Origin of the sequence: Prevotella heparinolytica (assembly GCF_004342845.1) — a bacterium.
Taxonomy (GTDB): Bacteria; Bacteroidota; Bacteroidia; order Bacteroidales; family Bacteroidaceae; genus Bacteroides; species Bacteroides heparinolyticus.
The window spans coordinates 77,111-97,294 of sequence record NZ_SLXB01000013.1 but is presented as its reverse complement, the minus strand read 5'-3'; the positions used below and the strand labels follow the sequence as shown (position 1 = coordinate 97,294).

At 44.0% G+C, this 20,184-nt stretch carries 21 protein-coding genes; 17 read left to right on the top strand and 4 right to left on the bottom strand.

The window, feature by feature from the left end; all coding sequences use genetic code 11:
* Positions 1-101: 101 nt before the first annotated feature.
* The 10 genes from EV202_RS08085 (at position 102) to tsf (ending at position 9,159) form a co-directional block, all read left to right on the top strand.
* On the top strand, positions 102-422 hold the full coding sequence (locus EV202_RS08085; RefSeq protein ID WP_131926600.1) for a membrane lipoprotein lipid attachment site-containing protein: 321 nt from the start codon (positions 102-104) through the stop codon (positions 420-422).
* Positions 419-565: a hypothetical protein gene (locus tag EV202_RS15040; protein ID WP_165899409.1), complete on the top strand. Its 147-nt coding sequence runs from the start codon at positions 419-421 to the stop codon at positions 563-565. Before EV202_RS08085 ends, EV202_RS15040 begins: the two co-directional genes overlap by 4 nt.
* A 284-nt stretch (positions 566-849) precedes the next feature.
* On the top strand, positions 850-2,196 hold the full coding sequence (gene purB / locus EV202_RS08080) for an adenylosuccinate lyase (RefSeq protein WP_106070314.1): 1,347 nt from the start codon (positions 850-852) through the stop codon (positions 2,194-2,196).
* Between the two features lie 140 nt (positions 2,197-2,336).
* Positions 2,337-3,749 carry a pseudouridine synthase gene (locus EV202_RS08075; protein ID WP_131926598.1) on the top strand — a complete coding sequence of 471 codons (1,413 nt, stop codon included), beginning with the start codon at positions 2,337-2,339 and terminating at the stop codon, positions 3,747-3,749.
* 29 nt (positions 3,750-3,778) lie between these two features.
* On the top strand, positions 3,779-5,182 hold the full coding sequence (gene asnS / locus EV202_RS08070; RefSeq protein WP_131926596.1) for an asparagine--tRNA ligase: 1,404 nt from the start codon (positions 3,779-3,781) through the stop codon (positions 5,180-5,182).
* Between the two features lie 182 nt (positions 5,183-5,364).
* Complete coding sequence (locus EV202_RS08065; protein WP_106070317.1) at positions 5,365-5,853, top strand: DUF4488 domain-containing protein; 489 nt, start codon at positions 5,365-5,367, stop codon at positions 5,851-5,853.
* A gap of 326 nt (positions 5,854-6,179) precedes the next feature.
* The gene (rplM, locus tag EV202_RS08060) at positions 6,180-6,641 is read left to right on the top strand and encodes a 50S ribosomal protein L13 (protein WP_131926594.1); all 462 of its coding nucleotides are present in this window, start codon (positions 6,180-6,182) and stop codon (positions 6,639-6,641) included.
* 6 nt (positions 6,642-6,647) lie between these two features.
* Positions 6,648-7,034, top strand: a complete 387-nt coding sequence (gene rpsI, locus EV202_RS08055; protein ID WP_106070318.1) for a 30S ribosomal protein S9 — start codon at positions 6,648-6,650, stop codon at positions 7,032-7,034.
* 172 nt (positions 7,035-7,206) lie between these two features.
* A complete protein-coding gene (rpsB, locus tag EV202_RS08050) occupies positions 7,207-8,043 on the top strand; it encodes a 30S ribosomal protein S2 (RefSeq protein WP_106070319.1) in 837 nt (278 codons plus the stop codon).
* Positions 8,044-8,166: 123 nt separating this feature from the next.
* A complete protein-coding gene (gene tsf, locus EV202_RS08045) occupies positions 8,167-9,159 on the top strand; it encodes a translation elongation factor Ts (RefSeq protein ID WP_125239557.1) in 993 nt (330 codons plus the stop codon).
* Between the two features lie 410 nt (positions 9,160-9,569).
* On the opposite strand, the gene EV202_RS08040 is transcribed toward tsf, so the two are convergent.
* On the bottom strand, positions 9,570-9,917 hold the full coding sequence (locus EV202_RS08040; RefSeq protein ID WP_131926592.1) for a translation initiation factor: 348 nt from the start codon (positions 9,915-9,917) through the stop codon (positions 9,570-9,572).
* 115 nt (positions 9,918-10,032) lie between these two features.
* Between EV202_RS08040 and EV202_RS08035 the strand changes: the two genes are divergently transcribed.
* The 6 genes from EV202_RS08035 (at position 10,033) to EV202_RS08010 (ending at position 17,336) form a co-directional block, all read left to right on the top strand.
* Positions 10,033-12,537, top strand: a complete 2,505-nt coding sequence (locus EV202_RS08035) for a DUF5686 family protein (protein WP_131926590.1) — start codon at positions 10,033-10,035, stop codon at positions 12,535-12,537.
* A 108-nt stretch (positions 12,538-12,645) separates the two neighbouring features.
* Positions 12,646-13,302 (top strand): redox-sensing transcriptional repressor Rex, encoded by a 657-nt coding sequence (locus EV202_RS08030; RefSeq protein ID WP_125239554.1) that lies wholly within the window; start codon positions 12,646-12,648, stop codon positions 13,300-13,302.
* Positions 13,302-13,919, top strand: coding sequence for a fumarylacetoacetate hydrolase family protein (locus tag EV202_RS08025; protein ID WP_125239553.1), 618 nt, complete (start codon positions 13,302-13,304; stop codon positions 13,917-13,919). Before EV202_RS08030 ends, EV202_RS08025 begins: the two co-directional genes overlap by 1 nt.
* Before the next feature lie 74 nt (positions 13,920-13,993).
* Entirely contained in the window at positions 13,994-14,473 is a 480-nt protein-coding gene (gene ispF, locus EV202_RS08020) for a 2-C-methyl-D-erythritol 2,4-cyclodiphosphate synthase (protein WP_131926588.1), read from the top strand.
* A 10-nt stretch (positions 14,474-14,483) separates the two neighbouring features.
* Positions 14,484-15,446 (top strand): transporter, encoded by a 963-nt coding sequence (locus EV202_RS08015; protein WP_131926586.1) that lies wholly within the window; start codon positions 14,484-14,486, stop codon positions 15,444-15,446.
* A 105-nt stretch (positions 15,447-15,551) separates the two neighbouring features.
* Entirely contained in the window at positions 15,552-17,336 is a 1,785-nt protein-coding gene (locus EV202_RS08010; protein ID WP_131926584.1) for an ArnT family glycosyltransferase, read from the top strand.
* Here EV202_RS08010 and EV202_RS08005 read toward each other — a convergent pair.
* Genes EV202_RS08005 through EV202_RS07995 form a run of 3 tightly spaced genes read right to left on the bottom strand, consistent with a single transcriptional unit; the run spans position 17,269 to position 19,452 of the window.
* A complete protein-coding gene (locus tag EV202_RS08005) occupies positions 17,269-17,703 on the bottom strand; it encodes a GtrA family protein (RefSeq protein ID WP_106070332.1) in 435 nt (144 codons plus the stop codon). The genes EV202_RS08010 and EV202_RS08005 overlap by 68 nt on opposite strands.
* On the bottom strand, positions 17,696-18,655 hold the full coding sequence (locus EV202_RS08000) for a glycosyltransferase family 2 protein (protein ID WP_106070333.1): 960 nt from the start codon (positions 18,653-18,655) through the stop codon (positions 17,696-17,698). Before EV202_RS08000 ends, EV202_RS08005 begins: the two co-directional genes overlap by 8 nt.
* A gap of 2 nt (positions 18,656-18,657) precedes the next feature.
* On the bottom strand, positions 18,658-19,452 hold the full coding sequence (locus EV202_RS07995; protein WP_131926582.1) for a polysaccharide deacetylase family protein: 795 nt from the start codon (positions 19,450-19,452) through the stop codon (positions 18,658-18,660).
* 118 nt (positions 19,453-19,570) lie between these two features.
* On the opposite strand from EV202_RS07995, the gene EV202_RS07990 reads away from it, so the two are divergent.
* Positions 19,571-20,107 carry an HD domain-containing protein gene (locus EV202_RS07990; RefSeq protein WP_106070335.1) on the top strand — a complete coding sequence of 179 codons (537 nt, stop codon included), beginning with the start codon at positions 19,571-19,573 and terminating at the stop codon, positions 20,105-20,107.
* Positions 20,108-20,184 lie beyond the last annotated feature (77 nt).

Here is a 20,184-nt window from a genome sequence, read left to right as displayed (position 1 = left end):
GAGCCTACTTCCTCTTAACATCCTGACAAAAAGATATGAAACTAAAGTTAATTATTAATGAATTATCCAACTTTGTTTGGATTTTAAATGGAAAGTAAAACATGAAAAAGATTTTATTCCTTATTTTGGCGATTCTTCCGCTTGTGTTAACATCTTGCAGCAAAGATGATGACAGTTCTAATGAAACGCTTAATGGCACTACATGGATCTCTCCAGATGATGGAGATGGTGAGCGTACTATCATTTTCGGTGATGGAACGTTCCGTTTTACACTAATATATAAAGGTAAAACGGAAATAGACAAAAAGGGTACTTATGTATATTCCAAACCGAATGTCACGCTCTCAGACGGAACGAAAGGTGTAGTGGTTGGTAATACTATGACACTTGGCGAGGATGCGATTGAATATAAGAAGCAATGACCGACAAAGACAAACTAATCGAATCTCCCCGCCGTCAACTTCAGAAAGAGATGAAGAAGGTAAGCGCATTGGAGCAGGAGAATGCTCTTTTGCGCCATGAGATTGAGCGAATGAAGACTGTTAAAAGCACAAGAAAATTATAACTATCTTATAACTCGACCAACTTGCAGCCATATATTGCTGTAAAACAGGGTAATATAAATCTTTGGGAAGTGCCTTACAAGCAGAGGGTCGGCGGTTCGAATCCGTCAACGCCCACAAAACATAATCGGTTGGAAATTATTTGTCGCGAGTTGATGCAATGTGCATTGGCTCGTTTTTTTGTTCATGAAGGGGGTGAGTTCTAAATTCTTCGCTCTTTATGGCTTTTTACTCAGAAAAAAACAGTAATTTTGCACCCTGATAATTATCATCATAAATACGACGTATGAAACTTGATTTACTTACCGCAATCTCTCCGATTGACGGTCGATATAGGGGTAAAACGGATGTTTTGGCCGCTTATTTTTCAGAATTTGCTTTGATAAAATACCGTGTACAAGTTGAAGTAGAATATTTCATTGCACTGTGCGAATTGCCTTTGCTGCAGTTGAAAGGTGTGGATAAGGGTATATTTGAGACTTTGAGAAATATTTATCGTAATTTTTCTGAAACGGATGCCGAACGTATCAAGTCCATCGAAGGAGTGACCAATCACGATGTGAAAGCTGTAGAATACTTCTTGAAAGAAGAATTTGACAAGTTGGGAGGAATGGATGACTACAAGGAGTTTATTCATTTTGGCCTTACTTCACAAGATATTAACAATACATCTATTCCTTTGTCGATAAAGGAGGCTTTGGAACAGGCTTATTATCCTTTGATTGAAGAGTTGATAGCGCAGCTTCGCACTTATGCAGAAGAGTGGGCGGCTATCCCAATGCTTGCCAAGACTCATGGACAACCGGCTTCTCCCACTCGCTTGGGAAAGGAAGTGATGGTTTTTGTCTATCGTCTGGAACGTCAGTTGGCTATGTTGAAGGCTTGTCCAATGACGGCAAAGTTTGGTGGAGCTACAGGCAATTACAATGCTCACCATGTGGCTTATCCCGAATATGATTGGAAGGCTTTTGGCAATAAGTTCGTCTCCGAGAATCTTGGCTTGGAACGTGAGGAATATACCACTCAGATATCCAATTATGATAACTTGTCTGCCATTTTTGATGCTATGAAACGCATCAATACGGTGATGATTGATATGAACCGTGACTTTTGGCAGTACATCTCCATGGAGTATTTTAAACAGAAGATCAAAGCGGGTGAAGTGGGTTCCAGTGCGATGCCACATAAGGTGAATCCCATTGATTTTGAAAATGCAGAGGGTAACCTTGGCATGGCCAATGCTATTTTCGAACATTTGGCGGTGAAGTTACCGGTGTCTCGTTTGCAGCGAGATTTGACGGACTCTACTGTGCTTCGCAACGTGGGTACGCCTTTCGGACATGTGCTCATTGCTATGCAGAGCTCGTTGAAAGGCCTGCGTAAGCTGTTGTTGAACGAACCGGCTATTCATCGTGATTTGGAAGGCTGCTGGAGTGTGGTGGCCGAGGCTATTCAGACAATCTTGCGCCGCGAAGCTTATCCGCATCCTTATGAAGCTTTGAAAGCTTTGACGCGTACTAATCAAGCTATCACTGAAGCTTCGATAAAGGAATTTATAGAAGGACTGAATGTTAGCGAAGAGGTAAAGAAAGAATTGCGTGCTATCACTCCCCATACTTATACGGGGATTTAGAATAAGTAATGGCAGGGAGCTGAAGAAAATCTTTTATTTCTGTTCCTATATATGTTGGTAGATACAATTATTTTTGATATATTATATAGAGACAATGAATGGCCGTGAGGCTAAGGTTTAATTTTATTCGAATAAAAACAATGAGTACAGAAAATGAAATCTGGCGTGATGCTTCTTCCTCAGAGGAGAACTCAGAGGCCGGCCGTGATGGTAACCAATTTAACAGAGAAGGGAATTATAGTCGTCCGTCTTATAACCGTGAAGGTGGTGAGCGTCCCTATCGTCCCAGATTTGCGAGTGAGAACAGTGATCGTCCGCAACGCCCTTACGGTGGCGAGCGTTCCTATCGTCCACGCTTTAACCCGAATGCTGAAGGCGGTGACCGTCCGCAGCGCTCTTATCACAGCGACCGCCCGTATCGTCCGCGCTATAATGCTGAAGGTGGAGAGCACATGCAACGTTCTTATGGAAACTCCACAGGCGACCGTCCATACCGCCCGCGTTATAACAACGAGAACGGCGACCGTCCTTATCGTCCGCGCTACAATGCCGAAGGTGGCGACCGCCCGCAGCGTCCTTATAACAACGATCGTCCTTATCGTCCGCGCTTTAACCCGAATGTTGAAGGCGATGACCGTCCGCAACGTCCTTATGGAAATCCTACGGGTGACCGTCCTTATCGTCCACGCTTTAATTCAGGTTCTGGCAGATCGGGTGGATATGGTAACAAGGATAGTTATAGCCGTCCTATTCGTCGCTCGGCCGACTACGATCCGAATGCTAAATATAGCAAGAAGAAGCAGATGGAGTATAAAGAGCAGTTTGTCGATCCTAACGAACCCATCCGTCTGAACAAGTTTTTGGCGAATGCCGGTGTTTGCTCACGTCGTGAGGCTGATGAGTTTATCACGGCCGGAGTGGTTTCGGTGAATGGAGAAGTAGTGACCGAATTGGGTACCAAGATTAAACGTGGCGATGAAGTGAAGTTCCATGATCAGCTCGTAAACATAGAGCGTAAGGTATATGTTCTGCTCAATAAACCGAAAGACACCGTGACCACTTCGGATGATCCGCAAGCGCGTCGCACGGTGATGGATTTGGTAAAAGGGGCCTGTGACGAGCGTATCTATCCGGTGGGGCGTCTCGACCGTAATACTACGGGGGTATTACTGCTGACGAATGATGGTGATTTGGCTTCCAAACTGACACATCCCAAGTATCTGAAGAAGAAGATATATCATGTGCATTTGGATAAGAACCTGACAAAAGCCGATATGGAACAGATTGCGTCCGGCATTCAATTGGACGATGGGGAAATCCACGCAGATGCCATCAGCTATACGGATGAGCAAAAGAAAAACGACATCGGTATTGAGATTCATTCGGGCAAGAACCGCATTGTGCGTCGTATCTTTGAATCGTTGGGCTACAAAGTGGTGAAGCTGGATCGTGTGTTCTTCGCAGGTCTGACCAAGAAAGGATTGCGTCGCGGCGAGTGGCGTTATCTCTCAGAGCCGGAAGTAAATTTCCTGCGCATGGGTTCTTTTGAGTAATATATATAATAAGGTATAAAAACTGTTTTATGGAAAAGATTAGTAGAACGAAAGTGGCTGACCTCCTGAAGCGCGAAGACTTTGGCGCTATGGTCAACGTGAAAGGCTGGGTTCGTACCCGCAGAGGTAGTAAGCAAGTAAACTTTATTGCGCTCAATGATGGTTCTACAATAAATAATGTGCAGATTGTGGTTGATTTGGCAAATTTCGATGAGGAGATGCTGAAGGAAATCACTACCGGCGCTTGTCTGAGTGTGAACGGTGTGCTGACCGAATCGGTCGGTTCCGGGCAAAAAGCCGAGCTGCAAGCCTGTGAAATCGAAGTGTTGGGAACTTGTGACAATACATATCCGTTGCAGAAGAAAGGTCACTCCATGGAGTTTCTCCGCGAGATAGCCCATTTGCGTCCTCGCACCAATACGTTTGGCGCAGTGTTCCGCATTCGTCATAACATGGCGATTGCCATTCATCGTTTCTTCCATGAAAGAGGCTTCTTCTATTTTCATACTCCGATTATCACGGCATCCGACTGTGAAGGAGCCGGACAGATGTTTCAAGTGACCACCAAGAATCTTTATGACTTGAAGAAAGATGAGAACGGTTCCATCATTTACGATGATGACTTTTTTGGAAAACAAGCCAGCCTGACGGTTTCCGGTCAATTGGAAGGCGAACTTGCCGCCACCTCATTAGGGGCAATTTATACATTTGGTCCTACGTTCCGTGCTGAGAACTCCAATACCCCCCGCCACTTGGCTGAGTTTTGGATGATTGAGCCGGAGGTTGCGTTCAATGATATTGCCGATAATATGGATTTGGCCGAAGATTTCATTAAATATTGTGTGCAATGGGCTTTGGATAATTGTACTGATGATGTGAAATTCCTCAATGATATGTTTGATAAAGGCTTGATTGAACGTCTGCAAGGAGTGCTGAAAGAAAGCTTCGTGCGTTTGCCCTATACGGAAGGAGTCCGTATTCTGGAAGAGGCCGTAGCTAAGGGGCATAAGTTCGAATTTCCTATTTACTGGGGAGTTGACCTGGCTTCCGAACATGAACGCTATCTGGTGGAAGAGCATTTTAAGCGTCCGGTCATCCTGACTGACTATCCAAAGGAGATCAAGGCTTTCTATATGAAGCAGAACGAAGACGGGAAAACTGTGCGTGCCATGGATGTGCTGTTTCCCAAGATTGGTGAGATTATCGGAGGCTCCGAACGTGAAGCAGATTATGACAAGTTGATGAATCGTATTAAAGAACTCAACATTCCGATGAAAGATATGTGGTGGTATCTCGATACCCGTAAATTCGGTACGTGTCCTCATTCCGGTTTCGGTTTAGGGTTTGAGCGGCTGCTGCTGTTCGTTACGGGTATGACGAATATTCGTGATGTGATACCTTTTCCCCGCACGCCTCGCAACGCTGAGTTTTAATCGGCGGATATAAATAAACTCGATGGCCTGTACAGACATTCGTTTGTGCAGGCCTTTTTTTTGTGCACAAAATGTTGGGAATTGGTTTGAAAATAACTCAGGGAGTACTCTTATATTCTCAAAATAAATCGTTATATTTGTATCAGACGGAAAAGGCATAACGTTAACCAATATATACGAATATGAAACGTAGCTATTTCTTTGCCATGCTGGCAGCGGCGTTGCTTGCGGCAGGAGTCAATGCACAGGAGAAAACCGAGTTTAAGCCTGCAAATTTAGCGGGAATTTGGCAGTTATGCCACTATGTATCCGAAATTCCGGATGTTCCCGGAGTATTGAAACCGAGTAATACCTTCAAGGTGCTGAGCGAGGATGGTCGTATTGTCAACTTTACGATTATTCCGGGTTCAGATGCCATCATTACGGGCTATGGAACGTATCAACAACTGACGGATAATTCTTATAGGGAAAGTATTGAGAGGAATATCCACCTGCCTATGCTGGATCATAAAGACAATATTTTGGAATTTGAAATGGGGGATGATGGAGTTATGTATTTGAAGTTCTTTATTGCTCAAGACCTGAATGGGAATGAACTGAATACGTGGTTTCATGAAACCTGGAAGCGGGTAAACATGCCTGCAAAGTTTCCCGAAGATATTGTGCGTTGACGGAGTACGCCTCCATGTTCTGGTATCTGCCAGGTGGCTATTGCGCAATAGCCAGCAAACGGAAGATGCGAACCGGAAGTTGCCCTGCAAGGGAGCAAACGCCCTTGTGGGGTACTTTGTCTATTGTATATCAGCCAAGTGGCTTCCTAAAAAAAAGAGGAAAAGGTTTGCCAATTCTAAGAAAATCCGTACCTTTGCAAGCCGATTATTATCTCAAAAGGATAAGCAATTAATTCATAGCAAGTTAATCACTCATTGTCCGGGGTGAATGGCTTGTGGTGAAGGAAATATTTTAGTAGTAACAATTTTAAAAAAAACAATTAAGAGTGGATACTTTAAGTTACAAGACCATTTCTGCAAACAAGGCTACGGTGACTAAAGAATGGGTCATTGTGGATGCCACAGATCAAGTATTGGGTCGTCTGGGCGCAAAAGTTGCGAAACTGTTGAGAGGGAAGTATAAACCAAACTTTACTCCTCATGTAGATTGTGGCGATAATGTAATCATTATCAATGCCGACAAAGTAAAATTAACCGGTAACAAGTGGAATGACAAAGTATATCTGTCATACACAGGCTATCCCGGCGGTCAGAGAGAAATCACTCCTGCTCGTTTGCAGGCTAAACCGAACGGTGATGACAAGTTGCTGAGAAAAGTAGTAAAGGGTATGTTGCCTAAAAACAAATTGGGCGCAAAATTGCTGAGCAATATGTATGTATATGCCGGTAGCGAGCACAAACACAGTGCCCAGAACCCGAAATTGATTGATATTAACGTACTTAAATAAGAGATAATGGAAGTAGTAAATGCATTAGGCAGACGTAAAAGTGCAGTTGCACGTATTTTCGTAAGCGAAGGTACCGGAAAGATTACTATTAATAAGAGAGACCTCGCAGAGTACTTTCCATCAAGCATTCTTCAGTATGTTGTTAAACAGCCGTTGAATAAACTGGGTGTTGCAGAAAAGTATGACATCAAAGTGAATCTTTGCGGTGGTGGTTTCACCGGCCAGTCTCAGGCTTTGCGTTTGGCAATTGCCCGTGCATTGGTGAAAATCAATGCCGAGGACAAGCCTGCCCTCCGTGCTGAAGGCTTTATGACCCGCGACCCGCGCGCTGTTGAGCGTAAGAAACCGGGACGTCCGAAAGCTCGTCGCAGATTCCAGTTCAGTAAACGTTAAGAGTTGGAGAACGGTTGGGGCGGACAAGTTGCATAATTCTCAACTTTCATCTCTCAACTCTCAACTGATAGAGCGTTTAGTATCTAAACTACCGGGACTCTTCAGATTCAGACTACCCGGCGGTTGGTTTAGAAGAAACAAAAAAGAAAGTAAACGATTAAATTAAAAGAAAATGTCTAGAACAAATTTTGATACATTATTGGAAGCCGGTTGCCACTTCGGCCATTTGAAAAGAAAGTGGAACCCTTCGATGGCTCCTTATATCTTCATGGAGCGCAATGGTATTCATATCATTGACCTCAACAAAACGGTTGCTAAAATAGACGAAGCTGCCGAAGCTTTGAAGCAAATCGCTAAATCAGGAAAGAAAGTCCTGTTTGTTGCTACTAAAAAACAAGCAAAGCAGGTGGTTGCCGACAAGGCAGCATCTGTAAATATGCCTTATGTAATCGAGCGTTGGCCGGGCGGAATGTTGACAAACTTCCCGACTATCCGTAAGGCTGTCAAGAAGATGGCTACTATCGATAAGTTGACTAACGATGGTACTTATTCTAACCTCTCCAAGAGAGAAATTCTTCAGATTTCTCGTCAACGTGCCAAGCTGGACAAGACGTTGGGGTCCATTGCCGACCTGACTCGTCTGCCGTCTGCTTTGTTCGTTATTGACGTAATGAAGGAGAACATCGCTGTTCGCGAAGCCAACCGTTTGGGTATTCCCGTATTCGGCATCGTTGATACGAACTCCGATCCTACGAATGTTGATTTCGTGATTCCGGCAAATGATGATGCCACTAAGTCGGTAGAAGTGATTCTCGATGCTTGCTGCGCCGCTATGCTGGAAGGATTGGAAGAACGTAAGGCTGAAAAGGTAGACATGGAAGCTGCCGGTGAAGCCCCTGCCAACAAGGGTAAGAAGAAAACTACAAAAGCAAGGCTCGACAAGTCTGACGAGGAAGCAATCAATGCTGCTAAGGCTGCTGCTTTCATGAAGGAAGACGAAGAGGCTTAATCATACCGTTGAGAGTTGAGAATTGAAAGTTGAGAGTTACTTTACGGCAATTCTCAATTCTCTATTCTTGGCTCTCATTTCTTTATAAGATATATTACTAACAATTTAAAATACAAAGATATTATGGCTGTAACAATGGCTGATATAACCAAGCTCCGGAAAATGACCGGTGCTGGTATGATGGATTGTAAGAACGCATTAACTGAGGCTGAAGGCGATTTTGACAAGGCGATGGAGATTATCCGTAAGAAAGGACAAGCCGTTGCTGCTAAGCGTTCAGACCGCGAGGCTTCTGAAGGTTGTGTCTTGGCTAAGACAACCGGCGATTTTGCCGTTATTCTTGCCTTGAAGTGTGAGACTGACTTCGTGGCTCAGAATGCCGATTTCGTGAAGCTGACTCAGGATATTCTTGACTTGGCTGTGGCTAATAAGTGCAAGACGTTGGACGAAGTAAAAGCGTTGCCGATGGGTAATGGTACTGTACAGGATGCAGTGGTCGACCGTAGCGGTATTACAGGTGAGAAGATGGAACTTGATGGTTACATGGTGGTAGAGGGAGTAAACACTGTTGTTTACAACCACATGAATAGAAATGGCCTTTGTACCATTGCTGCTTTCAACAAGAATGTTGACGAACAGTTGGCCAAGCAGGTAGCTATGCAGATTGCTGCCATGAATCCGCTTGCAATTGATGAAGACGGTGTTTCAGAAGAGGTGAAGCAGAAAGAGATTGAAGTGGCTATCGAAAAGACTAAAGCAGAACAAGTGCAGAAAGCTGTAGAGGCTGCTTTGAAGAAAGCGGGCATCAACCCTGCTCACGTAGACAGCGAAGACCACATGGAAAGCAACATGGCCAAAGGCTGGATTACAGCAGAGGATGTGGCAAAAGCAAAGGAAATCATCGCTTCCGTTTCTACTGAGAAAGCAGCCAATCTGCCTGAGCAGATGATTCAGAATATTGCAAAAGGTCGCTTGGGCAAGTTCTTGAAAGAAGTATGCTTGCTGAATCAAGAAGACATCATGGATGCAAAGAAGACAGTAAGAGAAGTGTTGAAAGAAGCTGATCCGGAATTGAAGATCGTTGACTTCAAGCGCTTTACTTTGCGTGCCGAATAATTTAAACGTGATTTCATAGATACCATAGTGGCCGTTGGGGGATTCCTCAATGGTCACTTTTTTTATGTCTCCCGGTTGATGCTGTGGATAACCTGTCGATTAGGCTTTCCTAAAGTGCGGGCTAACCTTCCTTAATGCGTGGGCTTACCTCTCCTAAAGTGTGGGCTTAGCTTCCTTAAAGTGCGGGCTTAGCCCTCTTAAAGTGCGGGGGGAGGTTCGCTAAAGTGTGGGCTTATGCCCGCTGAAATTAGGCCTTACTTGTGTGCAGACATAAGATGCTGACCCTCTATGAATTACAAACAAGGGGAGGAGGCGTTCGCAAGGCTATCGGATTGTTTCATTTTTAGCGCAAGTATAAGTGCGGATCGGGAGGGGACGTGTGAACAAACTGTATATCGTTCAGGCATCTGTTATCCTACCGGTTTGACTTGGGTATATCCTTCTTTCTTGAGAAGTTCTATTATTTTCAATTTGAAGTCTCCTTGCACTATAATCTCGCCGTCCTTGGCACTGCCGCCTACACCGCATTTGCTTTTCAATAATTTACCCAATTCCTTGAGGTCATTATCTGTACCCACAAAGCCGGTGACGAGGGTAACAACTTTACCACCGCGGTTCTTGCGATCCAGCTGTATGCGCAGGCGCTGTTGCGAGGGTGGGAGGGTGGCTTGCTCTTCGTCATCAGTCATTTCATAATTATAGTCGGGGTTGGTAGAATAAACAATATTCAGCCGTTCTTTCCAGTCGTTCTTTTTCATATCTTGTTTTTGTTTATAGCAATCAAAAGTAATTATTTTACATGGAATATTGCAGTTTTTTACCACTTTTGTCGTCTAATGGAAATAAAAACTGCATTTAATTCTGAAAACACGTATGAAAAGATTTATCGGATTGTTACTATTATGTCTCATGACAATCTTCTCTTCCGCACAAATATTCAAAGGTACAGTTGTTGATGATGCCGGTAATCCGGTGCCTCACGCAGCCTTCTATTTGCGAGAAACTAAATCAGGTTTCACCACCGATGAGCAAGGACGGTTTCGGACAAACTTGGCAGCCGGAGTTTATACTTGCGAGGTTTCATCTTTAGGCTTTGTGTCTCAAAGCTTTTCCTTCCGGATGTCCGGGCATGATTATGAAAAGAATGTGGTGCTTACCGAGCGTATCTATTCGTTGCCGGAAGTGAATGTTACAAAAAATGCGGAAGATCCTGCCTATGCTGTGATACGCAAGGCTATAGCCAGAGCCTCTTATTATCGCACCTTGGTAAAGGAGTTTACGGCGGGCACCTATCTGAAAGGGACAGGTAAAGGGACTTCTATTCCGGGAATATTGAAACTTTCTAAGGAGATAAGGAAAGAATCTAAAGAGTCGCTTGGGAAATTGTTTTTGATGGAAGAACAACAAGTGATAACTTTCAAAGCCCCCAACATTTGGAGCAAGCGGGTGGTGGCCCGTAAGAATTCCTTTCCGGAGAGTGTACAGATAGACTTGGGGTTGACAACAGTAAACTTCTACGCACCGGAAATATTCGGGAGGATATCCCCTTTGAATAAAAATGCTTTTTCGTACTATCGTTTTCGGCTTGACGGTTATTTTATGGAAAACGGCCGGATGATAAATAAAATTCGGGTTATACCCAAGAAACCCGATGTTCGTCTGCTGGAGGGGGATTGGTTTATTGTGGAAGATTTGTGGAGCGTGTCGGCAGCAAATGCCGAGATTCGTGGAAACGGCATGAAGGCTACCATTAAAGTAATCTGCCAAGAGGTACAGCCGAGTATATTTCTACCTGTTTCCACCACTTCGTTTACCTCCATTGATGTGATGGGATTCAAGGCAGAAGCATCCTATCTTGCGGCAGTGCATTACACGAGTGTGAAGACAGAACTAAATCAGGATGTAAGGTCGATGCCACATGTTGCGGTTGATAATACCACGGCTGTACAGGCAAAGAAAACGATGGAACGACGAAAACATAAATATGAGCGTCCTGCCGGTATGGTTCGTGCCAATACCGAAGTAGATTCATTGGCTGACAAAAAAGATTCCCTTTACTGGGCCACGGTGCGTAGTGTGCCATTAAAGCCGGACGAACAGCAAAGTTATCAATACAAGGAACAGAAGATGTTGCAAAAAGATTCTCTTGATAAAAAGAGCCCTCATAAACAAAATGTGTTGGGCGGTATTGTAAATACTTTCCTGTTCGGACGGACGTTTGCTACTTCCGATAAGAAAGCTTGGATCACGTTTCCGGGTCTACCTGCCTACGTTCCTGAATACAATTTCGTAGATGGATTCTGGCTGGGAGCCCGATTGAAGATGGGCATTGACTTATCCCCCTCTTCTTCTCTTCGTTTTACTCCTTTTGTTTACTATGCCACTGCTTGCAAAAACTGGATGGGGCAAGGCGAACTGGTATTGAACTATGCCCCTCGTAACCGTGGTAGGCTGACGCTTGCCGGTGGATTCACCTCTGCCGACTATAATGGTGAGAGTGGAGAGCCCCGTTTGATTAATGCACTGTCCAGCTCACTGTTCGGTCATAATCATGTGAAACTTTATGAGAAAACCTTCTTCACTGTCAGTCACGAGATAGAACCTCTCAATGGATTACTTTTTTCGTCTTCGCTCTCTTGGCAGCGCAGGCAGATGGTGGAAAACCGAATTCATCATAACTGGTTCAAAAAGGCGGTTGAAGAAAATCTGCCGGCAAATGATGATTTTCGACCGATGCCTGAAAATGATGTGCTGAAAACCGTTCTCGGAATGGTATATACCCCGGCGTATTATTACCATATGTCTAAAGGCAGAAAAGTGTATGAAGATTCTCGTTATCCTACCTTTGCCTTGAAATACGAACGTGCTTTCCCGTTGAAGGGAGGCCGTTATCTGACGTCTTATCACTTGATACAATTTTCGGCAAAGCAAGAAGTGAACTTCGGTATGTTCAATCGTTTATTCTGGATGGCCGAAGCCGGTATGCTTTTTGCCAAAAAGAATGTGCAGTTTCCTGATTTCAAACATTTTGCATCTACGGATATTCCGGTCACGGAGCGCTCGTTCGATGCAGGGTTCAACTTGATGGGCAATTATGCATTGTCTGCAAACACCCGTTGGACACAAGTTAATATGTCATGGTATACACCTTATCTGATATTGAAACGACTGCCTTTCCTGTCGGACAAGTTCTTTGACGAGGCTTTGCATCTTCGTACCATAGCGGTATTCAAGCGGAAGCCTTATTCTGAATTAGGCTATTCGATTGGCCTTTCCACGGTAGGCCGTGTGGGAGTATTTGTTGGAGTAGATTGCCTGAAGTTTCGTGCAGTAGGTATTTCCTTCAGCCTTCCTCTGTTGCGTTCTGCTTTAAAATAACCCTTTTGTGGAAATTATGTTAAGCTTTTGAGGCTTGCTTATGACTGATTAGAAAAAAAACTGTATTTTTGTCAACACCAATAAAAATGAGAATTTAGATAAGAGACTATGGGCAATTCATTACAGCAAAAAGAGACCATAAAGGTGCCGGAACCTACCTTGCGCCGGCTTCCATGGTATCTTTCCAATGTAAAGTTGCTGAAACAAAAAGGAGAGCGTTTCGTCTCGTCTACCCAGATTTCCAAAGAAATCAATATAGATGCTTCGCAAATAGCCAAAGATTTGTCCTATGTAAATATATCGGGACGTACGCGTGTGGGATATGAAGTGGATACGCTGATAGCCGTATTGGAAGACTTTCTTGGATTTACCAATATTCATAAAGCATTTCTTTTCGGTGTGGGAAGTCTGGGAGCAGCTCTGTTGAGCGACTCAGGCTTGAACCACTTCGGGTTGGAAATTGTTGCCGCATTCGATGTGAAACCTGAATTGGTAGGTACTACCCTGAGCGGTATTCCCATCTTCCATTCGGATGAATTCAAGCAGAAGATGCTTGAATATGACGTCAATATCGGTGTGCTGACAGTGCCTATTGAGATTGCTCAAAAAATAACGGACTATATGGTGGATGGAGGCATTAGAGCTGTCTGGAATTTTACCCCTTTCCGCATCCGGGTTCCAGAAGATATCGTTGTTCAAAATACTTCTCTTTATGCCCATTTGGCACTGATGTTTAACAGGCTGAATTTTAACGAAATCAAGTAATGAAAATTATTGCTGTAGGAATGAACTATGCCCTGCATAACAAAGAGCTGGGACATACGTTGGAGAATAAGGAACCGGTGATTTTCATGAAACCGGATTCGGCTATCTTGAAGGATGGTAAACCTTTCTTCATTCCTGACTTTTCCAATGAATTGCATTATGAGACGGAGGTTGTGGTACGTATCTGCCGCTTGGGGAAAAATATTGCTCCCCGTTTTGCAAACCGCTATTATGATGCGGTGACGGTGGGCATTGATTTTACGGCCCGCGATTTGCAGCGCCGGTTTCGTGAAGTAGGCAATCCCTGGGAACTCTGCAAGGGTTTTGACAACTCCGCCGCTATCGGTACATTTATTCCTTTGGAACAAGCGGGTGGTGACGTGCAGCGTTTGGATTTCCGTTTGATGATTGACGGGCGGGAAGTGCAACATGGGAATACATCAAACATGCTGTTCCGGGTAGACGAGATCATTGCTTACGTCAGTCGTTTCATGACGTTGAAAATCGGTGATTTGTTGTTTACGGGAACACCTGCAGGAGTAGGCCCCGTCAGTATAGGCCAGCATTTGCAAGGTTACCTTGGAGAAGAAAAAGTTCTTGACTTCCATATCCGATAAGAGCCTTCCTGGCTTTTATCTTGTATTTTCGTTTATTTTCCGTACTTTCGTGTGATATTTAAAGAAGAAACAATATGAAAATACGTGTAGGCTTCGGCTTTGATGTCCACCAATTGGTGGCAGGACGTGAATTGTGGCTGGGTGGTATTCGTTTGGAGCATGAAAAGGGATTGTTGGGACATTCGGATGCAGATGTGCTTGTTCATGCCATTTGTGATGCACTGCTGGGGGCGGCCAACATGCGTGATATCGGTTATCATTTTCCTGATACGGCCGGTGAATTCAAAGATATAGATAGTAAAATTCTACTGATGAAGACTGTGGGATTATTGGCTGATAAAGGCTATTCTATTGGCAATATTGATGCTACGATTTGTGCCGAACGTCCTAAATTGAAAGTTCATATTCCTGAAATGCAACGGACGCTTGCTGCCGTGGTGGGGATAGATGAGGATGACATATCCATTAAAGCCACCACTACCGAGAAGCTTGGTTTCACCGGTAGGGAAGAAGGCATTTCAGCTTATGTCACGGTATTGATAGAGAAAGCGTAGAATAGACAATATGTTGCTTCGTTTCATAAAAAACTGGACACTGCCTTTGGCTATGCTCGCAGGGACTTTGGGCTACTTCTTTTTGGCAAAGGTTTCTTTTGGGGGATTAGCCAAGTCCTATATCGACAGCTTTGTCACGATACTTATGCCGATTCTGATTTTTTTCCAGTTGCTCCTTACTTTCTGCAAGATAGAGATGCATGAGTTGAAGCCTAAATCATGGCACGGGTGGCTGTTGTTGTTTCAGATAGTTTCTTGTCTGCTGATTGTTGTTTTGTTGGTGTACCTCCCGATGGGAGAAACTTATAGGGAAGTGTTTGAAGGAACAATGGTCTGTTTGATTTGCCCTACGGCGACGGCTGCTGCTGTCATTACCGGCAAATTGGGTGGTAGTGCGGCGAGTCTGACTACCTATACTTTATTCTCCAACCTGTTGGCTGCCCTCGTTGTTCCTTTGGTGTTTCCGATGGTAGAGCCTCATGCCGATATTACTTTCTGGGCTGCTTCTCAGAAGATTCTTAGCAGAGTGTTTCCTCTGTTGTTGCTCCCTTTCTTTTTAGCTTGTTTTCTGCGTGTATATGTGCCAAAGATACATCATTTGCTGTCAAATACCCGGGATGTGGCCTTTTATTTATGGGCAGTGGCACTGGCCATTGTTTCTGGACAGACGGTGCGTTCGTTGGCGAACAGTGACGCGTCGACATCGGTAGAAATAATGATTGCTTTTGCCGGATTGTTGACGTGTTGCGTACAATTCTATTTAGGAAAAAAGATGGGAGGATATTATGGAGAACGCATTAGCGGAGGACAAGCGTTGGGACAGAAAAACACGGTATTGGCCATTTGGATGGCATACACTTATCTTAATCCCTTGTCGTCCGTAGGTCCCGGTTCTTATGTTTTGTGGCAAAATATGATTAATAGCTGGCAACTTTGGAAAAAAAGGAAGAAAGAACAGGAAGCTGAAAAGTGAGAATAAGTATGAAAAATGAGAAAAATAAGTGCTCCATAGGGGATTTTTCCTACTTTTGTCCTTAATTCGAAATAAGTGTAAACAAACAAATAAAGATAATCAAAGATGAAGTCATTTTCATTACGTGATGTAGCGTTAGGGCTCTTGTTAATTAGTATTGTAACTATCATTCCGTTTTTAGGATTGTCAGAGTATCACACGAAAGGTGAGCCTCGCGAGTCCATTGTTTCTCTTTCCATGATAGAGAGCGGAAACTGGATATCGCCTCGGAACAATGGTGGAGAACTGGCCTATAAACCTCCTTTTTTTCATTGGTCGGTGGCAGCCCTCTCTCTACTGAATGGAGGTGAAGTTACTGAAATGACTTCCCGCATGCCCTCTGCCATTGCACTGATAGCCATGGTTTTCTTCGGCTTTTTGTTTTTTGCCAAAAGAACAAGTATGGGGATAGCATTATTGGTTGCTTTTATTTCTTTGACAAACTTTGAACTTCATCGGGCGGGAATGAACTGCCGGGTGGATATGGTTCTTACAGCGTTGACAGTAGGAGCCTTATATGCGTTCTACCGATGGTATGAGAGAGGGATGCATGGCGTTCCTTGGCTGGCTGTTTTGTTGATGAGTCTGGGCACGCTTACCAAGGGACCGGTGGGCAGCTTGATTCCTTGTTTGGTTATGGGAGTGTTTTTGTTGCTCCGTAATGTCTCTTTTTTGCGGGCATTCTTATGGATGTTGGCTTGCGGAACCCTATCTCTCTTATTACCCTTAGGTTGGTATGTAGCTGCCTATCAACAAGGTGGAGAAGAATTTCTGGCATTGGTGATGGAAGAGAACTTCGGGCGCATGACTAATACGATGAGTTACGAATCATGCGTTAATCCATGGTACTATAACTTAATCACCCTTGTGGCAGGCTATGTGCCTTGGACACTGTTGCTTGTGTTTTCACTTTTCACATTGCCGTGGCGTAAATGTCGTGTATCGTTGAAACCTTTTCAGTGGTGGAAGTGGACGACAGAGAAAATACGACAGATGAATTCGGTAGATTTGTTTGCGGCTACCTCTATTGTCATCATATTTCTGTTCTATTGCTTCCCGCAGAGTAAGCGCAGTGTGTATCTGATGCCTATTTACCCTTTTATTGCTTACTTTATTGCCCGGTGCATTTTCTTGTGGGCAGAGAAGAAAAAATGGGTAATCAAGGCTTATGGAGGAACACTGGCAGTAGTTGCCCTTTTACTATTCGTTTGCTTTCTGATTGTTAAGCTGGGGTTGATTCCCGACACCGTATTTCATGGCAGACATGCGGACAAGAACATTCAGATGCTTCATGCTTTGCAAGCTGTCGGCGGACTGTCCTGGCTGTTGATTGCCATTCCTACATCGCTGGCTGTTGTTTGGTGGATATACAGTAAGCACTTGGTTGGAAATAAAGCGTTGGTCCTCTTAGTGGCATTGCTTATGAGTATTTATATTTCTTTGGATGGAGCTTATCAGCCTGCTGTGCTTAATGTGAAATCTGTCAAGGGTATTGCGGCGGAAATAAACCAAGTAGCACCCGAAGAAGAGGGGACTTTGTATGAGTTTATTTCTGAAGGAGTTTTTGCGGCAGGTGACCCTTTGCATTTCTTTGAAGTGAACTTCTATCTTCGTAACCGCATCGGAAACTTTTATAAGGAGCGTCCCACAGATGGTTTTCTGTTGATAAGGGTGGACGATGTGGAAAAATTCTTCCCGCAATTTGAAGAAGAAGGATATCGTTTTGAAAAACGATATCAGTCTTCCAAAAAAGTAGTCGGCCAGATTGCCGAAGTCTATCGGTTTACGAAGGAATCTGCTTCTTCCCCTTCTTCCGATAGGTATATACAAAATGGAGAATCAGGAAATTGATAGGTACTACGATTATCATAACCAATATGGGGGCGAGCAGTTTTCCTGCCCCCATCCACAGAAAGAGATTCAATAATCCGATTTCCAATAAATAGTTTACGATGTGGCTGAAACTGAAACCGGCGGCATTGGCCGATGAAGGATGAGAGCGGAATGTAAAGAACGTGGTGAGGAAATAGTTGCATATAAAGCCTACGATATATCCTCCGGTAAAGGCAAAGTTGGGATTGACAAATTCCAAAAGCAGACAGTACACCCCGTAATGGATGGCCGATGAGATTGTACCTACAATGCCAAACCGAACAACTTGCCAGAACTTCTCTTGCCATTCGGGGTGACTGTTCCAGAATGCCTTGATCTTATTCATCCTTTTTATTCTCATGCAGCACTTCTTCAATGTTGTAGAGCGGGCGGTGTTTAACTTCTTTATAAATCTTTCCGATATATATGCCTATGCTGCCGATGGAGATTAGTACAGCGCCTCCCACGAACCAGATGGATAGTATGAGCGAAGCCCATCCGTGTTCGGCGGTTCCGGACATCAAGGAGTAGAGTACATAGATACCTATAAGAATACTGATAAAGATGAAGATTCCTCCTGAGTATACAATGCAATAAATGGGTTTCACGGAGAACGATGTAATGCCGTCCAGCGCCAGACTCAACATCTTTCTTAAGGTATATTTGGAGACGCCGGCAGTGCGTTCCTTGATTACGTCATCTACGGTAGTCGATGGAAGTCCCAACAAAGGAATTATTCCCCGCAAATATAAGTTCCTTTCCTGATAGCCGGCCAGCAGATCGAGGGCGCGTTTGCTTAATAAACGGAAGTCGGCATGGTTATAATAACTTTCCACACCCATTTTTCTCTGGAGTTTATAGAAAGTCATAGCCGAAACCCGTTTCAGCATAGGGTCGGCGCTCCGCTGTACTTTTATGCCATATACAATGTCAAAACCTTTGGCGTGTAAATCTATCATGCGTTCTACTGCATTAAGGTCGTCTTGCAAATCGACGTCCATTGTGATCACCGCATCGCTCCATGCTTTGGCAGACATCATTCCGGCCATGATGGCATTTTGATGCCCTACGTTGCGTGCGAGATTTACTCCTTTCATATAAGGGTTTGTTCTGTACAGCTCACGGATAATTTGCCAAGTGCGGTCTTGGCTACCGTCATTTACCAAAAGCACAAAACTGTCTGGAGTGATTTTCTGTTTTGAAATCAAGTCATTCAATAAAGCAGTCAGCAATTTTGCTGACTGGTGAAGTACTGCCTCTTCATTGTAGCAAGGGCAGACAATGGCCAGTCTAATCATTTTTATTTGTTTTTAAGTTCTGCTATTTTGATGGCGGCAAACTCGTTATAAGTCATGAACGGATAACCTTTGCTCTTTAAATTGCGGATGAGGGTGTCGAGTCGTTTTTCCATTCCTTCGCCCGAACGGTTCTTTATGATAAAGGGCATTTTAAGCTCAGGATGTTTACCTAACGGGAAGAACTCCCAAGGATGGAAATAGGTGACGAAATAACCATCATGCCGAAGTACCCTATGGGTCATCCATAAATAAAGATTCATTGGCAGATTATGGCACGAAAGCCAGAATAGGGGGAAGCGCAACAGAGGCGTCACCGAAGCAGGGATTTGCAATACTTTGTTTTTCATGAAGCAGGTACGCGGTTCGGTCAGGTGCATGTAGCGTCCGGGAATGAAGGCTGGGTTTAAGGATGAATTATAGGTGTAGCCATTCTTCTCGATTTCTTCATCGGATACGGGAAACATACGTGGCTGCCGGTATCCGCTGACGGTGATCGGGAGGAGTTTTTCAAGGGTCGCTTTGGAAAGATGTACATCAGATTCTTGTGGACGCCAATGATCACACCCATGTGCTGCAACTTCATGCCCTTCATTGATGATGCGTTGCATCACTTGCGGGGCATTTTCTGCGAAGTTCGTGGTGCAGAAAAATGTTGCCTTTACGCTGTTGCTCTGCAATATATCAAGAATTTTGCATGTTCCGGTCACTGAAATTTTCATGGCCTCGTCCAAGGAGATCTCTACTCCATGTTCGCGGGGGACGTCAAATTCTTCTGTGTCAAAACTTAATAGAATCATACTTTTGTGGTGTTATATGTGGCAAAGTTAGCCATTGTTGCAGAATAATTCGTATTTTTGACGGCAAAAATAGCATGAATAAAGAACTATTTATGCAAACAATAAACGCAAAAGCATTATGTCTCCTGAGTCGCTGATTGACAAATATTATCCCGAAGAGAGTCCTTTGAAGCATATATTGCTGATTCATAGCCATGCCGTTGCCCATAAAGCATTGCAGATTGCTGAATGCCATCCGGAGCTTTCTTTGGACAAAGAATTTATATACGAGGCAGCTATGTTGCATGATATCGGTATTTTCCTTACCGATGCTCCCGGCATTCATTGCTTTGGCGATAGACCGTATATCTGCCATGGTTATTTGGGTGCTGATTTACTACGTGGTGAAGGCTATCCCCGACATGCGTTGGTATGCGAAAGGCATACCGGAGCCGGACTTTCATTGGCAGAGATCGTAACACAAAGCCTGCCGATTCCGCATCGCGAAATGCTTCCTGTCAGTCTGGAAGAACAAGTCATCTGTTTTGCCGATAAGTTCTATTCAAAAACTCATTTGGAGAAAGAAAAGAGCATAGATAAAGCCCGGAAAAGTTTGGAACGTTACGGCGAAGAGGGCTTAAGGCGCTTTGAACATTGGTGCGAACAGTTCTTGTAGCAATCTAAATTTCTTTAAAAAGGGAGATTATACGCATAAAATACGTACTTTTGCCATCCTAAGCGTAAAACTATTAG